Source organism: Gordonia alkanivorans NBRC 16433 (assembly GCF_000225505.1).
Classification (GTDB): domain Bacteria; phylum Actinomycetota; class Actinomycetes; order Mycobacteriales; family Mycobacteriaceae; genus Gordonia; species Gordonia alkanivorans.
On the sequence record NZ_BACI01000053.1, the window covers coordinates 28253 to 47182 of the forward strand.

General features: G+C 69.1%; 1 protein-coding gene. It reads right to left on the bottom strand.

The window, feature by feature from the left end; all coding sequences use genetic code 11:
- Positions 1 to 83 precede the first annotated feature (83 nt).
- Positions 84 to 18377, bottom strand: a complete 18294-nt coding sequence (locus GOALK_RS09750; RefSeq protein WP_040004100.1) for a non-ribosomal peptide synthetase — start codon at positions 18375 to 18377, stop codon at positions 84 to 86.
- Between the last annotated feature and the right edge of the window lie 553 nt (positions 18378 to 18930).

Below are 18930 nucleotides of genomic sequence, written 5' to 3' on the forward strand. Positions count from 1 at the left end.
GACCGCTGGGCGTCGAACACGCAAGCCCTGGAAGCGCGTTCGGCGTAGCTCGGTCGAAGTCCCTGACCTGCTCATGGACTACCTCATTTCTTGATGGTGAATCTCCCATTGTTGAAAACGCTAGACCCGGAACGGCCGGCTTCGTGACCGTTTGCGCGAGTCATGTACTCGTCGAGAATCCCGGCGATCCGGATGATCGCCTCGTTCTCGGTCATTCCGAGGTGGTGCACGTCGACGTCGACATTCGAGATGTCGCCGCGGACATAGGGTGCCCACCCGTCGTGGCCGACCGCATCCGCTCGCCGATCGCGAACCGCGGTGAAGTACCGCAGGTCGACGTCGACGACGGGTGGCTGCCAGTCACCCAGTGCCCGGATCAGCATGTTGTATGCCTCGGTGAGGTTCTCGATGGAGTCGGCATCGATGCCGAGCCCGGTCCCGAGACGCTCGGCGATCTGTTCGGCCGCCTCTTCCGCGGTCGCGTCGGCGCTGACGAAGTCGATGCCGAGGACCGGTCCGAGGTTGCTGATCAGTTCACCGGCCGTGATCGTCTGGATCGCGTCGGTGTCGACGGCGTCGGCCTCGGTGTCGAGCATCGCGAGCAACGCGACCTCTTCCCCGGCGGCCCGCATCTCGGCGGCCACCGCATGAGCGATCGTGCCGCCGAGCGACCACCCCATCAGGTGGTACGGCCCGTGCGGCTGCACGGTCCGGATCTCGTCGAAGTAGCGACGTGCGAGACCCGACACCGTTGTGGGACCATCGTTCTCGCCACCGATCTGCGGTGCCTGCAGGCCGTATACCGGCCGTCCGGACGCGAGGTGCCGGCCGAGGGTGTGGTAGGCCCACGAGAGACCGGATGCGGGATGGACGCAGAACAGCGGCGGCTTCTCCCCACCCGGCCGGATGGGCAGCAGGACGTCGAGACCGAGCGGCGGCAAGGCGTCGAACTCCATGGATTCGTCGGCGCCCTCGCCGTTGCCCATCCAGTCCTCGATCCGCCGGGCCAGATCGGCCGGGCTCGAGGCGGAGAGCATCCACCGGACCGGGATGTCCATGTGCAGTTCGCTCTTCAGATCGTTGACCACCTGCACCGACCTCAGCGAGTTGCCGCCGAGTTCGTAGAAGTCGTCGTCGACACCCACCCGCTGCACGCCCAGGACGTGTTCGAAGGTGCGGACGATCTCACCTTCCAGCCACGTGGACGGTTCGCGGAACTCCGCGGTGTTCACCGTCGGCTTGGGCAGTCGCTTGCGGTCGAGCTTGCCCGACGCGGTCAGCGGCACCGTCTCCAGCACCAGCACGGCGGTCGGCATCATGTAGCCCGGCAGCTCCGTCGACGCGAAGGCCATCACCTCGTCGGTGTCCAGCGATTCGGCGTCTCCGCTCGCCGGCACGAGGTAGACCGCGAGGAACTCGACAGTCTCGGTCGAGGTGACCGTGGCGACCGCGCGGGCCACCTTCGGGTGTTCGGCGAACACCGCCTCTATCTCACCGAGTTCGATGCGCAGACCGCGCAGTTTGACCTGGAAGTCGCTGCGGCCCAGGTACTCCAGGTCGCCGGTCGGGCGTCGACGAACGAGGTCGCCGGTTCGGTACATCCGCTCGCCCGGCGCGAACGGGTCGGCCACGAACCGTTCCGCGGTCAGGCCGGGGCGGCCGTGGTAACCGCGGGCCACCTGGGTCCCCGACAGGTACAGATCGCCGGTCACCCCCATGGGCACGGGCCGCAGCCTCGAATCGAGCACGTAGGCACGGGCGTTCCACACCGGCCGGCCCATCGGCACGGCACCGGTGTCACCGGGATGGGCTGCATACGCGGTGGCGTGCACCGTGAACTCCGTCGGACCGTAGAGGTTGTGCAGCTCCACCCCCGGCAGCATCCGTCGCGCCGCGGCCACGACGTCCGGGCCGAACGCCTCACCCGCCACGAGTAGTGCCCGCAGCGAGTCCAGCGCAACAGTTCTCGCGGAGTCGGCGAACACCGCGAGCATCGACGGAACGAACGAGGTGATGGTCACGCGTTCCCGGGCGATCGTGTCGGTCAGGTAGTCGGGGTCGGTATGACCGTCCGACCGTGCGATCACCAGCCGCGCCCCCACCGCGAGAGTGGCGAAGAGCTCCCACACCGAGACGTCGAAGGTGGCCGGGGTCTTCTGGAGAACGACGTCCGCGATGTTCAGGTCGTATTCGTCGCTGATCCAGAGCACCTGGTTCACCACCGAGCGGTGCGATACCGCAACGCCCTTCGGCCTACCGGTGGACCCGGAGGTGAACAGGACGTAGGCGAGATTCGCCGGGGTGAGCGGACCGTGCCGGTCAGCGTCGGTCAGCGGCGCATCGTCGAAGCCCTCGAGATCGACACCGTCGAGCGAGGTGAGGACCACGACCGGATCGGCGCACTCGAGCATGTAGTCGATCCGCTCGGCCGGGTGACCGGGATCGATCGGCACGTACGCGCCACCGGCGGCGTGCACCGCGTACATCGCGGTGACCTGGTCCAGCGAACGCCGCATCCGCAGCGCCACCAGGGAATCGGGTCCGACCCCGCGGGAGACGAGCCACCTCGCCAGCCGGTTGACGCGGCCGCCGAACTCCGCGTAGGTCAGGGTGACGTCGCCGGCCGTGATCGCCGGGCTGTCGGCGAACCGGGCCGCGGAGTCGGCGAAGAGCGACGCGAGTGTGGCGGTGGAGTCGACGGCGTGCGCGGTCTCGTTGCACCGCAGCAGGACCGCATCGCGTTCGGTGTCGTCGAGGAGGTCGACCTCGTGGACCAGCCGTGCGGGATCCTCGGCGAGCGCGCTGAGCATCCGCACCAGGCGTTCGCCGAAGCCGGCGACCGTCGACGCGTCGAACAGGTCGGTGGCGAAGGTGATCCCGCCGCGGAGTCCGGCCGGCGCTCCGCTCGCGTCGTAGGTGTCCGACACCGTGACCTGCAGGTCGAACAGGGACATCCCGGTGTCTGGCTCGACGGCGGACACCGACAGCTCCGGCAGTTCGATGTCCGCCGAAGAGATGTTCTGGAACGCCAGCATCACCTGGAACAGCGGGTTGTAGGCGTCGGACCGAACCGGATTGAGTTCCTGCACAAGTCGTTCGAACGGGACGTCCGCGTGCCCGAAGGCCGCCAGATCGGTGTCCCGCACGTCGTCGATCAGCTCGCGCAGGGTCATGTCCTGGCGCAGTTGAGTGCGGAGGACGAGCGTGTTGACGAACATGCCGATCAGGTCGTCGAGTTCGCGTTCGCCGCGACCGGCGTACGGGGTGCCGATCGCCACGTCGTCGGTCGCCGCGAGTCGCGCCAGCAGTGCGGCCAGCGCCGCATGGAAGACCATGAACAGCGTCGTGTTGTGTGCACGGGCGACCTGCTGCAGAGCAGCGTGCAGGTCGGCGTCCACCGTCAGCGGGACGTTGCCACCGGTGTAGGACTGCGTCGGCGGCCGCGGACGGTCGGCGGGCAGTTCGAGCAGGGCGGGCGCGTCTGCCAGTTGCTTTGTCCAGTAGTCGATCTGGGCGCGGAGCAGCGAGTCGGGGTCGTCGGTGGCACCGAGGACCACACGCTGCCAGATCGCGTAGTCCGCGTACTGCACCGGCAGCGGTTCCCAGCCGGGTTCGTCACCGTTGGAGCGTGCCGCGTACGCGTTCATCAGGTCCCGGGCGAGGGGCGTCAACGAGGAACCGTCGGCACCGATGTGGTGGATGACCACCGCAAGCACCCACTCGTCGTCGCCGGGCGAGAACAGCCTGATCCGCACCGGGACCTCCGACGTGACGTCGAAGGGCTGGGCCAGCAGCTGCGACATCGCCCGCGGCAACTCCGATTCGGGCACCGAGGCGACGACCACGGGCACGCGGTCGGTGGCCGGCGGCAGGATCACCTGTGTCGGTTCGGCATCCATGTACGGGTAGACCGTGCGCAGGATCTCGTGGCGGGCGACCACGTCGCCGATCGCCGCCTGAAGGGCGTCGACGTCCAGGTGCCCGGACAGCCGGACGACGATCGGGATGCTGTACGCCGGCGAGTCGGGCTCGATCCGGCTGAGGAACCACATCCGCTGCTGCGCGTACGAGAGCGGGATGCGGTCCGGCCGATCCAGCGATCCCAGCGGGATCCGGCCGATGGCCGTGTGGGATTCGGCTCGGACCGCCAGCTTCGACACCGTCGACGCCTCGAAGATCATCGACACTCCGACGTTGGTGCCCAGGGCCGCGCCGATCCTCGACACGACGCGGGTCGCGGCGAGGCTGTTGCCGCCGAGATCGAAGAAGTCGTCGTCGGCACCGACGCCGCCCTCGATCCCGAGGACATCGGCGAAGACACCCGCCACGATCTCCTCCACCGGGGACGCCGGGGCGCGGAAGCGACGGGTCGCGATGAGGGGTGCGGGGAGGGCCTTGCGGTCGAGCTTGCCGCTCGGCGTCAGCGGGATCTCGTCGAGCACCATGACCGCGGCCGGGACCATGTAGGGCGGCAGCGAGTCCAGGAGAAGCGCACGCAGCTTCTCCCCCGAGATGACCTCACCGGGAGCGGGCACGACGTAGGAGACCAGGCGCATGCCGACCCCGCTGTCGCGCCGCGGCACCGTGACCGCGAACGACACCCCGGGATGCTCACCCAGTGCCGAGTCGATCTCGCCGAGCTCCACCCGGAAGCCGTGAATCTTCACCTGGAAGTCGTTGCGTCCCAGGAACTCCAGCGATCCTTCCGCATTCCAGCGGACGACATCGCCGGTACGGTACATCCGGTCGCCGGGCTCGCCGAAGGGATGGGCCACGTACCGCGACGCGGAGACACCGGGGCGGTTCAGGTAGCCCCGGGCCAGTGCCGGACCGGCCAGGTAGAGCTCGCCGGCCACGCCGACCGGCACGGGCTGCATCCGCGGATCCAGGACCAGTGCCTGCATCCCGGCCAACGGCGTGCCGATCGTCGAGCGCTCCCCCGCGTTCAGCGGTTCGGTCGCGGTCGCGACGATCGTGGTCTCGGTGGGGCCGTACAGCACGCGGAACCGGCGGGCACGGGCCGGATCGTCGCCCACCCAGCGGGTGATCAGATCCGTCGGCACCTCGTCGCCGCCGGACATCACCTCGCGCAGGTCGTCGAGGCCCTCGGGATCGACCGACGCCAGGGCGGCGGGCGTCACGAACGCGTGGGTGACGCGCTGATCGCGGAGGAAGTCGCCGAGCTCGTTGCCGCCGCGGACGTCGGTGGGCGCCACCACGAGCGCCGAGGACGAACTGATCGACAGCAGGATCTCGAGCAGGGAGGCGTCGAAGGACGGCGACGCGAAATGCAGGACCCGGGAGGTGGGACCGCTCTCGGGATCGACGAACAGCGAGGACAGGTAGTCGGCGACCCCGGCGTGGCTGACCGCGACTCCCTTGGGCACACCGGTCGATCCGGAGGTGAAGACGACCCAGGCCGTGTTCTCCGCACGTACCGGCCGGATGCGATCGGCCTGCCCGACCTCGCCGTCGTCGAGCGCGTCGATGCGCGCGGCGTCGGCCGGATCGTCGACGACGACCCAGTCGATGGTCCCGGGGAGTCCCGCGCGTGCGCCGAGCATCGTGATGCCCAGCGACGCACCGGAATCGGTGACCATCTGGTCGATGCGGGCAGTCGGGTAGTGCGGGTCGACCGGCACGTAGGCGGCACCGGACTTGATTACGGCCCACCAGGCGACCACGGAGTCCAGGGACCTCTCGACCGCGACGGCGACCGGCCGTTCCGTCGCCGCACCCAGTCGGATGAGGTGGCGCGCCAGGCGATTCGAGCGACGGTCGAGTTCGGTGTAGGTCAACTCGAATCCGCCGGCAACGATCGCGGGACCGCGCGGGTTGCGGCGGACGGCGGCGGCGAAGACCTCCGGCAGGAGCACCGGCGGCGGTCCCTCGGCGGCGAGCCGCGGGCGGCCGACGCGGGACAGCAGGTCGGTACGTTCCGCGGCGTCGAGCCAGTCGATCTCGCCGACGGGGGCGTCCGGATCGTCGACGATCGCTTCCAGCACCCGGCACAGTCGCTTGACGAAGCCCTGGACCGTCTCGGGGTCGAAGAGGTCGTTCGCGAACATCATCGCGCCGGAGATGCCCTTGGCGGCACCGTTCTCGCCGTAGGAGTCGGCGACCACGAGTTGCAGGTCGAACTGGCAGACACCGGTGTCGGCCTGCGCGCGGGACACGGTCACCTCGGGTAGCGCGACGTCGACCTTCGAGAGGTTCTGGAAGGCCAGCGCCACCTGGAACAGCGGATGGTGCGCCGTCGAGCGCTGGGGATTCAGTTCTTCGACGATCCGCTCGAACGGGACGTCACCGTGCTCATAGGCGTGCAGGTCGGTGTCCCTGACCTGACCCAGCAGGTCGACGAAGGACTGCTCACGGTCGAGCGGCGTGCGGAGGGCGAGAGTGTTCACGAACATCCCGACCAGCGGTTCGAGTCCGGGCTCACCACGACCGGCGACCGGGGTGCCGATGACGATGTCGTCACCACCACTCAAGCGGCCGAGAAGCGTTGCGAGCGCGGCGTGCAGGACCATGAACAAAGACGCGTTCCGCGACCGTGCGAGTTCCACGAGGCGGTTGTGCAGTCGCGCGTCGATCTCCACCGGGACGTGACCGCCGGACAGGCTCGCGACCGCGGGCCGCGGACGGTCGGTGGGCAGATCCAGCACATCCGGGATCTCCGCCAGCGTCGACCGCCAGTAGTCCAGCTGGGCGTGCATGAGGGACTGCGGATCGTCGGGCTCCCCGAGGACCCGCCGCTGCCACAGCGCGTAATCGGCGTACTGGACCTCGAGCGGTTCCCAGGCGGGTTCCTGGCCTTCGAGCCGGGCCGCGTAGGCGACCATGACATCTCGTGCCAGCGGCGCCATGGACTGCCCGTCACCCGCGATGTGGTGGACGACGAGGACCAGCAGGAACTCTCCGGCCTGGTGCAACCGGCCTCCGACAGCCTTGCCGGGCTCGTCGATACGCAGGAGGCCCACCCGGATCGGCACCCTGGTGGTCACGTCGAAGCCGCGACGCACGAACTCGGTCACCACTTCTTCGACCGCACTCTCGGGCACGTACCGCACCTCGACGGCGGCCGCGACGTGGTCCAACACCACCTGGTGCGGTTCACCGGCGTCGTCGGGGTAGATCGTCCGCAACACCTCGTGGCGGCCGATCACGTCGGCGAGCGCGTCCTCCAGCGCCGCGATGTCGAGGCGTCCGGTCAGCTTCAGCAGCACCGGGATGTTGTAGGCGGGCGACTCCGGCTCCATGCGGTTGAGGAACCACATGCGCTGCTGTGCGAGCGACAGCGGAATCCGCTCCGGTCGCGGACCGGGGATCAGCGGGGCACGCTGTCCTTCCTGCAGCGATCCGGCCAGGGCGGCCAGGGCCGACACGGTGGGGGCCTCGAACAGGGTACGCACCGGGACACGGACTCCCAGCGCCGCACCCACCCGCGCCGCCACCACCGACGCGCTCAGCGAATCGCCGCCGAGGGCGAAGAAGTCGTCGTCGGCACCGACCCGGTCGATCTCCAGCACCTCTTCGAAGGCGGTGGCCACCGCGGACTCCGCGGGATTCGACGGTGCCCGGAATTCGGTTGCCGCGAACACGGGTTCGGGCAGCCGACCCCGGTCCAGCTTGCCGGTCGGGGTCCGCGGGACCTCATCGAGTTCGACGACCGCGGCCGGGACCATGTACGCCGGCAGACTCTGCGACAGGAAATCCCGCAGTTCGTCGCCGGACAGTTCCTCGTCCGGCGCGGCCACCACGTAGGACACCAGCGTCTGCGGCATCCCGTTGTCGCTGCGGGCGACGGTGACCGCGTAGGCGACGTCGGACCGGCCGCCGAGAGCCGCGTCGATCTCGCCGATCTCGATCCGGGTGCCGCGGATCTTGACCTGGAAATCGTTGCGTCCCAGGTACTCCAGCTGATCGTCGACGGTTCGCCGGACCAGGTCGCCGGTGCGGTACATCCGCTCGCCGGTGTCACCGAACGGGCAGGCGACGAACCTGGCCGCAGTCGTCGTCGGCTTCCCGACGTAGCCGTCGGCCAGTCCGGGCCCGAAGAGGTAGAGCTCGCCGACGACACCCTGGGGTACCGGGCGCAGCCACGTGTCGAGCACGGCACCGGCGACCGGTCCGATCGCGCGGCCGATGGTCACCGGGCCGTGCGTATCGAGCGGTTCGCTCGCCGTGGCCCAGATGGTGATCTCGGTGGGACCGTAGATGTTGATCATCTTGCGTCCCGGCGCCCACCGGGCGACCAGCTCCGGGCCGACCGCCTCACCGGCGGGTGCGAGCACGCGCAGCGTGTCGAGATCCGCCTCGGGCACGGTCGACAGAGCCGACGGCGTCACCACCGCGTGCGTCACGTGTTCGCGGCGGATCAGTTCGGCCAGCTCGGGGCCGCCGTACACGTCGGGTGGTGAGACCACCAGGCGTCCACCGGCACCGTGGGCCATCAGCAGCTCGAACACCGAGGCATCGAAGCTCGGCGAGGCCACCTGGAGAACACTCGCGGTGTCGTCGGCGAACAGGACGCGGTGCTGCGCTTCGACGAGCCGGGCGAGACCGCGGTGGCTGATCAGCACACCCTTCGGCATCCCGGTCGAACCGGAGGTGTAGATCACGTAGGCCGTCTGACCGATCCGGATCGGACCACCGCGCTCCGCGTCGGTGATCGGTGCGTCCGATTCGGCGTCGAGCAGGCACGGGTGCCGTTCGTCGTCGAGTTCGAGCCACTCGATGCCGGGGGGCACGCCGGGACCGTCCAGGGTAGCGGTCCCGGCGTGCGTGAGACCCAGCCTGACATCGGCATCGGAGAGCAGGTATCCGATCCGTTCAGCAGGCAGGGTCGGGTCCACCGGCAGGAATGCCGCGCCCGTCTTGGCCACCGCCCAGATGGCGACGACCGCGTCGAGCGATCTCGGCAACACACTGGCGACCACATCTTGTGATCCGACTCCCCGGCGCAGGAGGAGTCTGGCCATTCGGTTCGACCGCTCGTCGAGCCAGCGGTACGACACCGACGCGCCACACGTCACCGCGATGGCGTTCGGTTGGCGGGCAACGGATGCGGCGAGGATGTCGGGCAGCGTCGCCGGCCGGAGATTCCGCGGTGACGCAGGCAGATCCAGTTCGCCACCGCCGTGCGCGAGCACACCCAGGCGGGTGTCCGGGTCGTCGGCGATCCGGGCCAGGCACTCGACGAAGAGGTCGAGGATCTCCCGCGCCCGGGTGGGGTCGAAGTCGCTGCGGCGGAAGCGCAACGTGATCGACAGACCCGGCTCCCCCTCTCCCACATCGTTCTTCGGTGCGACGACGAGACTCAGCGGATACGGGGTGGCATCGACGCCGGTGATCCCGTCGACGCGGAGTCCCGCCGAGGACACGAGCTCCTGCAGGGTCGACTCGCGAAGCGGGAAGGACTGGAAGGCGAGCGCGGTGTCGAACATCTCCGAGAGCCCCACCGCCCGGTGGATGGCCGGGAGTCCCACGTAGTGATGGTCGAGCAGTTCGGCGTTGCTGGCCTGGGCACCGACCAGCAGGTCGCGCAACGACGCCGCGGGATCGAGCCGGACCCGGACCGGGACGGTGTTCAGGAACATGCCGAGGGCCTGCTCGACGCCCGGCAGTTCCGGCGGTCGTCCGGCGACGGCCGAGCCGAGGATCACGTCGGTCTCGCCGGTCAGCACACGCAGGACGAGTGCCCACGCCGTCGACACCGCGGTGCCGACGGTCACCGCGGAATCGGCTGCCACGGAACGCAACCGCAGGAACTCCTGGGCGGGCAGCTCCGCGCCGACCTCGCCGGCCAGATCACCCGACATCGCCGGGTCGCGCCGGCTGACGCGGGTGGCTCCCTCGACGTCGGCGTAGGCCCGAGTCCATGCGGCGATGGACGCCTCGTGGTCCTGCCGGGCCAGCCAGCGCAGGTAGTCGCGGTACGAGGGCGCGGACCCGGCGTGCTCGATCCGCTCCGGCTCGCCGTAGAACTCGAGGAGTTCGCCGATGAGCAGCGGCATCGACCAGCCGTCGAGGATCACGTGGTGATTGGTGATGTGCAGTTCGAACGCCTCGGCGTCGAGACGGATGAGGGTGAACCGGATGAGCGACGGGATGCTCAGGTCGAAGCCTGCATCCGCGTCCTCCACGGCGATGCGCTCGGCCTCCTCCCCGGCCCGGTCGGCGGGCCGGTCGGACAGGTCGATCTCGCGGAAGGCGACCTCGGCGTGGCCGACCACGACCTGGCGTGGGCCACGGGAGGTCTCGACGAAACCCGCACGCAGGATGTCGTGCCGGTCGACCAGTGCCTGCGCGGCTCGACGCAGCCGCGACCCGTCGAGGTACCCGGACAACCGGATCGTCGACTGCACGGTGTAGTTGTCCGCCGTGTCCGGGTCGAGCGTGGAGTGGAAGTGGATGCCGGACTGCGTCGGCGACAGCGGCCAGATCTCCGACAGTTCCGGGTAGCGGTGATGGAGGAGCTCCGCATCCGAGTCGCACACGTCAGCGAAGTCGCCGGCGGAGAGCACATCGTGATCGTCGAGACGGGACCCCACCGCGGCGACCGGCCGGCCGGCGTCGTCATGTCCGGCGCTGTCCGGGTCCACCAGCGCTGCCAGCGCGGCGACCGTCTTGGCCTCGAAGACCTGGCGGCCGGTGATGTCCAGTCCGGCCGACTTGGCCAGGGCCACCAGTTGCATCGAGACGATGGAGTCGCCGCCGAGGGCGAAGAAGTTGTCGTCGGCGGTCACCGTCTCGAGGTTCAGTGCCTCGGCGAAGAGTCGTGCGATGAGCTCCTCGGTGGGTGTCGACGGCGCTCGGCCGCCGGCACTCTCGGCGCGGAAGTCCCACGCGGGGAGGGCCTTCCGGTCGACCTTGCCGGTGCGGGTCACCGGCATCGCCGGTAGCTCGAGAATGGCGGTCGGAACCATGTAGCGCGGCAGCGATTCCGCGAGATCCGCGCGTAACGCGGTGACGTCGAGCTGCTCCCCCGGCGTACCGACGACGTAGGACACGATGACCGGCTGGCCGGTCGGGCCCGGCTGGACCAGGGTGGCGGTCTGCGCCACGGCGTCGTGCCGCGCGAGATGGGCGTCGATGTCCCCGGTTTCGATCCGCAGTCCGTGGATCTTGACCTGCTGGTCGTTGCGTCCCAGGTAGTCCAGTTCGAGTCCGTCGCGCCCGCGGATCCACCGCACCTGGTCACCGGTGCGGTAGATGCGTTCGCCGGTCGCCGACCGCGGATCGGCGACGAACCGGGATGCGGTGAGGCCGGGGCGGCCGAAGTACCCGCGGGCCAGACCCGGTCCGCCCAGGTACAGTTCGCCGGCCACGCCGACCGGAACCGGACGCAGCCACGCGTCGAGCACCACCGCGGACACTCCGCGGACCGGTTCGCCGATGGTCACCGGCTCCCCGGGCTGCAGATCGTCGGCCGCGGTGGCCCAGATGGTGGTCTCGGTGGGTCCGTAATGGTTCATCAACCGGCGGCCGGGTGCCCAGCGGTTCACGATGTCCGCGCCGGTGGCCTCGCCGACCACCGCGATCGTCGCCAGCGACGGCACCCGTGCGGGGTCCATCGTGTTGAGGGCGGTCGGCGTGATGATCGCGTGCGAGATCTGTTCGGCCCGAACCAGTTCCTCGAGATCGACGCCGCCGTAGACATCCTGGGGCGCCACCACCAGGCAGGCCCCGTTGCCATGGGCGAGCAGGACCTCGGAGACGCAGGCGTCGAAACCCGGGGAGGCCACCTGCAGGACTGCCGAACCTGGCAGTACACCGAAATAGTCGGCGAGTGCGGTGACCCGGTCCCGCAGCCCCCGATGGGCGATGTGGACCGCCTTCGGCCGCCCGGTCGACCCGGAGGTGAAGATCAGGTACGCACTGCTGTCGGCCTCCACCGGGGTCGTCGACCACTCCGCCTTCGCCCCTTCGTCATCCGACCGGCCGGCGGCGTCGAGGACGAGCCAGTCCACGGAATCCGGGAGGTTCTTCGTGACCTCCTCGACCGTGATGCCGAGCGTGCAGTGAGAATCGGCCAGCAACTCGGCCAGGCGGTATGCGGGGTTGCCGGGATCGAGGGCGACGAAGGCCGCGCCCGACTTGGCCACCGCCCACATGGCAACGATCAACTCGACCGACCGCGGGAGCGCCAGCGCGACGAACCCCTCGGGTCCGGCGCCGCGGCGCATGAGTTCACGGGCGACACGATCGGCCCGTCGGTCAAGCTCCCGGTACGTCAGCGTGTTCTCTCTCGAACGCACGGCCGGCATGTCGGGGTGGCGGCGCGCGGTGTCGGACAGGATGCCCCGGAGTGTCCGCGGTGTCATGGCCGGCGGCCCCTCGACGCGGGCCAACTCCGCCCATTCGGTGTCCCAGCACGGAGAGACCGTCGCGACGTTCCGGCCCGGGTCCGCCGCGATCTGACCCAGCAGCATGACGAAGCGCTCGAGCAACAGCCCTGCGGACTGCGCGTCGAGACGATCGGAGGCGTACTTCAGGATCAGCTCGTACTGCCCCGGCTCGCTTCCGGCCCGCGACGGCCGCGGCGGCGTGACCTGGAGGCTGACCGGATACGGCGTCGCATCGTGAGCGACGACGCCCTTCCACTGCAGCCCGGCATCCGCGAGCGCACCCGCCACACCTTCGGCGTCGATGGGATAGGACTCCAGAACCGTAGCGGTGTCAAAGATGTCGGCCATCCCCGCGGCCCGCTGGAGCTCGGCGAGGCCGATGTTGCGGTGATCGAGCATGGCGGCCTGTTCGGCCTGCGCCCGCGTGAGCAGCTCGGTGACGGTCTCGTCGGGATCGAGCCGGACCCGCACCGGCAGGGTGTTGATGAACAGGCCGATCATCCGCTCGATCCCCGCGATGTGGGCCGGACGATCGGAGACCGTGTTGCCGAACACCACGTCCGACCGACCGGTCATGGCGGAGAGCAGCAGCGCCCAGGCCACCTGGATGGCGGTGTTGGGGGTGACGCCGTGGGCGCGACCGAGTCCGAGCACCGCGTCGGTGGTTGCGGCGTCGAGGTCGAGGTCGACCTGTGCGACCTCGGCGGTGGCGACCCGCTCCGGATTGCCGGTCAGTCGCGTCGGGCTCTCGATGTCGGCCAGCATCTCCTCCCAGGCCTCGACCGTCGCCGCGTGATCCTGGGAATCCAGCCACTGCAGGTAGTCCCGGAAGGACCGCGGTGTGGGCAGCCCGACCGCGGCGCCGTCCGTCGAGTCGGTGATGTAGAGCGCCAGCAACTCCTGGACGACCAGCGGCATCGACCAGCCGTCGAGCACGATGTGGTGATTGGTCAGCAGGAGCATGAACTCGTCGTCGTCGACCCGGATGAGGTGGAACCGCATCAGCGGTGGCCGTGTCAGGTCGAAGGGGGTCGCCGACTCGGTGATCAGCCGACGCAGTTCGCGGTGCCGCTCCCCGGGATCGGCGATGCCGGTGAGGTCGGAGTCCGTCCAGTCGACGGCCACGTCATGCAGCAGGAGCTGGCGCGGACCGGCGGCGGTCTCGACGAAGGCGACGCGCAGGCTGTCGTGACGGTCGATGAGCGCCTGTGCGGCGCGCCGCATCCGCTCCGGCCGCAGCGATCCGCCGAGGGTCAGTTCGGCCTGCACGACGTAGCCGTCCGCGCCGCTGACACCGCCGGCGGCGTTGGTGTCGATACCGTCGTAGGTGGCGTGGAACAGGAGCCCGGCCTGCAGTGCCGTCAGCGGCCAGACGTCGACCATCGAGGGGTGATCGCGCAGCCAGCCGTCGATCTCGTTTTGCGTGGTCTCGACGAGCGGGAAGTCCGACGGGGTGTACCCGCCGGCGTCGTCGGCCCGGGCATGGCGGGCGAGTGCCTCGAGTGCCTGCACCCACAACTGCGACAGTTCTTCGACCGCGGCGCGGTCGAGCACCAGCGAGGCGAACTCCCACACCGCGTCGAGTTCGAGGCCGTCCGAACCCGGCTCGGCGATCGCGTTGATGTCCAGGATCGCCGGGAGGGCCATCCACGGGTCGGCGGTGCCGGCCAGCGCGTCGAATTCACGCGACGGCGTCCACGGCCCGAAGACGTCGCGGGTGCCCGCGCGGCCCAGGTAGTTGAAGCTGATCTGTGGTTCGGGCCGGTTCTGGAGTTCGTTGCAGCCGACCGGATCCAGGTGCCGGACCATTCCGTAACCGATGCCGTTGTCGGGCACCGCGCGCAGGAACTCCTTGACCCGCTTGATCGCCGTACCGGCGGCTGCCCCGCCGGCGAAGGCGTCGTCGAGGTCGATGTCGTCGAGGTCGATCCGGACCGGGAACCGTGAGGTGAACCAGCCGACCGTCGCCGTCAGATCGGCGCCGGGAACAGCCGACTCCTCACGGCCGTGCCCCTCGAGTGCGATCAGCTCGCCACCCGGCGCCTCGCCGTGCAGCGACCGCCAGCGCGCCAGCGCGAGTCCCAGTGCCGCGAGCAGCGGGTCGTTGGGGCTGCCGTGGAACCGGCCGGGGATGGTCGTCACGATCGTCTCGGTGACGTCGGCGGGAATGCGCATGCGCACGCGTCCCGCCGAGGCGGTGATGTCCCGGTCGGGGTCGAGCGCGCGTGCGCCGACTGGGCGGTCGCCGGCCGCGAGGGTGTCCGACCAGAGATCGAGCTCGGCGGCGGTACGGCCCGAGGACCTCTCGACCAGGCCGTGGACCCAGCGGCGCACGGAGGTCGTCGGCGTGCTGAGCTGCGGGTCGCCGCCCGCGGCGATCTGACCGTGGGCGACCGCGAGGTCGCTCAGCAGGATGCGCCACGACACGCCGTCGACAGCGAGGTGGTGGATGACCAGCCACAGCAGGTCCGGCTTCGAGCCGTCGCGGTCGCGCAGCCAGACGAATCGCGTCAGCAACCCGGCGCGCGGGTCCAGCAGATCGGCGGCCGCTTGTAGTTCCCGGTCGATCTCGTCGGCGTCGCGACGCTCCAGCCACACCTCGGTCAGCGTCTCCTCGACGTCGACCGACCCGTGCTCCCGGACCTCGACGAACCCCTCGCCGGCGTGGTCGCGCAGGACCGCGCGCAAGATGTCGTGGCGGTCGACGAGAGCGCCGAGAGCGCGCACGAGGTCGGGTCGCCGGAGATCGTCGGGGAGCTCGATCAGCGCGGCCTGTGCGAAACGGTCGATGTGTCCCCGCTCGAGCATCGCGTGCATGATCGGCGCCAGCGGGAACGAACCCACGCCTGCGCCGGGGAGTTCCCGAAGGGTGTCGTCGGCCGACGCGTCGGTCGCCCGTACCGCGAGAGCCGCGACGGTCTTGCACTCGAACACGTCCTGGGTCGAGAACGCCAGCCCGGCGGCCTTGGCCCGGCCCACGAGTTCGATCGAGGAGATGCTGTCGCCGCCGAGGACGAAGAAGCTGTCGTCGGCACCGACCTCGTCGACACCGAGGACCTCGGCGAACAGCTGTGCCAGCCGGTATTCCCCGGGCGTCGACGGTGGCCGTCCGGTGCGGGCGGCCGCGAAGACCGGAGCAGGCAACGCCTTCCGGTCGACCTTGCCGAACGCGTTGAGCGGCAACGCGTCGAGCGTGGTGATCACCGCCGGGACCATGTGCGGCGGAAGCGATTCGCGGGCGAACCGACTCAGCTCGGAGACATCGATCCGATGGTCGCGGACGGGCGACACGTACGACGCGAGCACCGTCGCGCCGGCGTTGTTGCGAACCGGCACGGTGATCGACGCCTCTACGTCGGGGTGGCCGACGAGAGCCGCGTCGATCTCGCCGGGCTCGATCCGGTAGCCACGGATCTTCAGCTGGAAGTCGGTGCGACCCAACAGTTCCAACGACAGCGCGGCCGGACTGCCGACCCAGCGGGCGAGATCGCCGGTGCGGTACATCCGTTCGCCGGGCTCGCCGTGGGGGTTGGCGACGAACCGGCCCGCGGTCTGCGCGAACAGATTCGCGTAACCGCGCGCGAGACCCGGCCCCGCCAGATACAGCTCGCCTGCGGTACCCATCGGGACCGGCTGCAGCGCGGGGTCGAGGATCATCATCGACGCACCGCGCACCGGACGGCCGACCGTCAGGTCCTCGGCCGGGTCGATGACACTGCTCGCCGCGGTGATGGTCGCCTCGGTCGGCCCGTACTCGTTGATCATCCGCGCACACCGCGTCCAGCGTTCGACGATGCGCGGCGCGGTCTTGTCGCCGCCGACCATGACGGCCCGCAGGTCGGTCAGGGCTTCCGGCTCGACGGTGGCCAGCATCGCCGGCGTCAGCGTCAGGTGGGTGACACCCTCGTCGGCCAGCAGGCGGGTGAGGCGCTCCCCGCCGATCACGTCCGGCGGCACGACGATCAACGCGGACCCGTTCGCGAAGCAGGTCAGCAGCTGTTCCATCGACGCGTCGAAACTCGGGGAAAGGGCATAGGACACCCGTGATCCCGAGTCCAGGCCGTAGACCTCGGATCGGTCGGAGATGAGGTTCGCGAGGCCGTTGTGCGTGACCTGGACGCCCTTCGGCACACCGGTCGATCCGGAGGTGTAGGTGATGTACGCGACGTTGTCCGCACGCAGCGGACGGATGCGGTCGCGGTCCCCGATCACTTCGTCCGGGGCGAGGGCGGCCCCCTCCCCGAGACCGCCCTCGCCGTCGACGATCACCGTGGGCATCGACTCTGGGAGCCGGTCGGTGAATTCGTCGCCTGTGATGGCCACTTCGGCGCCGCTGTCGGCGACGATGTGCTCGATACGCTTGCGTGGGTAGTCCGGGTCCACCTGAACGATGGCAGCCCCGGACTTCGCAACCGCCCACGCGGCGGCGACGGACTCGGCAGACCGTCTGAGAAGAATCGCGACCGACGTGTCCGGCCCGCAGCCCATGTCGATCAGGCGGCGCGCCATCCGGGACGACACGGCGTCGAGTTCCCGGTAGGTCAGCCGGCGGCCGTCCGACGCGATCGCGACGTGGTCGCCGTTACGCGCCACACTGTCGGCGAGGATGTCCGGGAGAAGCTGCGGCGCAACATCTTCCGAACCGCGCACGGGCAGGAGCGCGTCACGCTCGTGCTCGTCGAGCAGCTCGAGCAGGCCCACCTGGTCGTCCGACGCGCCTTCGAGGAACTCGTGCAGGAACATCAGGAACCGACGGTGATGGTCGGCGAGCTCGGCGGGCGTGTAGACGTTCGGATTGCCCTGGAAGTCGATGTGCGTGCTGTCGTGACCCGCACCGGGATAGATGTTGACGAAGAGGTCGGAGGTCGGGCCGGACGTCAGCACGTGCAGGCGACCCGCCACGTCGCCGAACACGACCTCGCTGTCGATCATCATCAGGTTGACGGCCGGACCGAACGACGACGCCTCGTCGCGCGCGATCCCCATGTCGCGGAAGATGTCTTCTTGGCGGTAGCGCTGCCGCCGGAGTGCGCTCAGCAGCTCCCCCTTCACGGCGGTGACGACCTCGTCGAGCGTGCAGCCCGCGACCGGGACCCGCAAAGGCACGACGTTCGCGACCATGCCGCCGGAGCGTCGCAGGACTGCCGAATGCCGCCCCGAGACCGGCAGGCTCAGGAGGACCTCGGGACTTCCGGTCATCCGGGCGAGGTAGACGGCGAAGGCGGCGACGATCACCGGGGTGACCCCACCGTCGTGCGACGCGTCGTCGAGGAGACGCGCGGTCTCCTCCGGCAGCGGCGTGCTCACGAGGGTCGGGTGCAGCGTGGGCTTACCGAGTCGGCCGGCGAGACTGACCACCGGCGGGGCACCTTCGAGGTGTTCGCTCCAGTACTTCCGGTCGTTCTCGTAGCGGGTCGACCCGGGATAGGACGCGTCCTGCTCGATGATGTCGGCGAGATCGCTTGCCTTGCAGGGTGGCGGCTCCTCACCGTGGATGCCGGCGTTGTACCGCTCGGTGATCCGCCGGACCATCGTGACCGCACCGAATCCGTCGAGAGCGATGTGGTGTGCACGCAGATACCAGAAGTAGTGGTTCGTCCCGACCCGATAGACGACGCTAGTCATGAGGTGGTCCACGAGGAGATCCAGCGGCCGCGAATAGTCCTCGGACATCAGACGATGCGCGGTCCCGACCGGGTCGGGCTCTTCACGCAGATCAAGGGTGTACACCGGGGCCCCGTACGCCTCGTCGACGTACTGTCGCGGCTCGCCGTCGACCTCGATCAGCCGCAGGTATCCGGAACCGAACTCTGTTCCGGTCGTCCGTGCGGCGTCCTCCAGCACGTCGGTGTCGAGTTCGCCTTCGATCTCCACGTACTGCGCCACCGAGATCGGCAGGTCACCCGCCACGTGCTGCGCGAACCAGATGCCCCGCTGCGCCGCGGACAGCGGCAAGGTGCCGACCCGTGACCGAGCACCCGAGTCATCGTCGAAGGTTGACTCGAAGTTCTTCTCTGAGATGGTCACGCGGCCTCCCCATGCGTCCTCATCGACTGCACCCGCCGAGCCTGGGGGCACAGCCCGGGCGGAATCGTCAGACCACAAATTGCCCGTCTCGCGCCTGAAGCGAGAATGGGCAATGCAGCCCCCCTGGATAGTTGTCGCCCCGCCGACAAGAACTGACCGTACTCTCGCGAAACTTTCCGCCACAACGATTTCCGAGAAGCTAGATCGGTCATACGACCCAGGAGAGAAAGGTCTCGGAATGATGACATCCGCCGATTGGTCCGATCGGATGACATTCTCCGGACCGGGTGTTTTTCCCGGACACCTCTGCATATCGCGCGCGACAGAAGCAGATTCGGATCCAGATTCACATCCGACCAGGTATGGTACTGAATCTGCCTGCAGGGGTATCGATTTCGAGTGGCAACCCGACTTGGATAATTGCCACAAATCGCCCATAGGGCTCAAATCGCGATTTCTTTAGATTGCGTAGCTAAAGGGTATGGAGAATTCTGCTAACGGCGCCGTGATCATTTCGATATTGAAGCTACACCTTCATTCCAAATCAGCACAG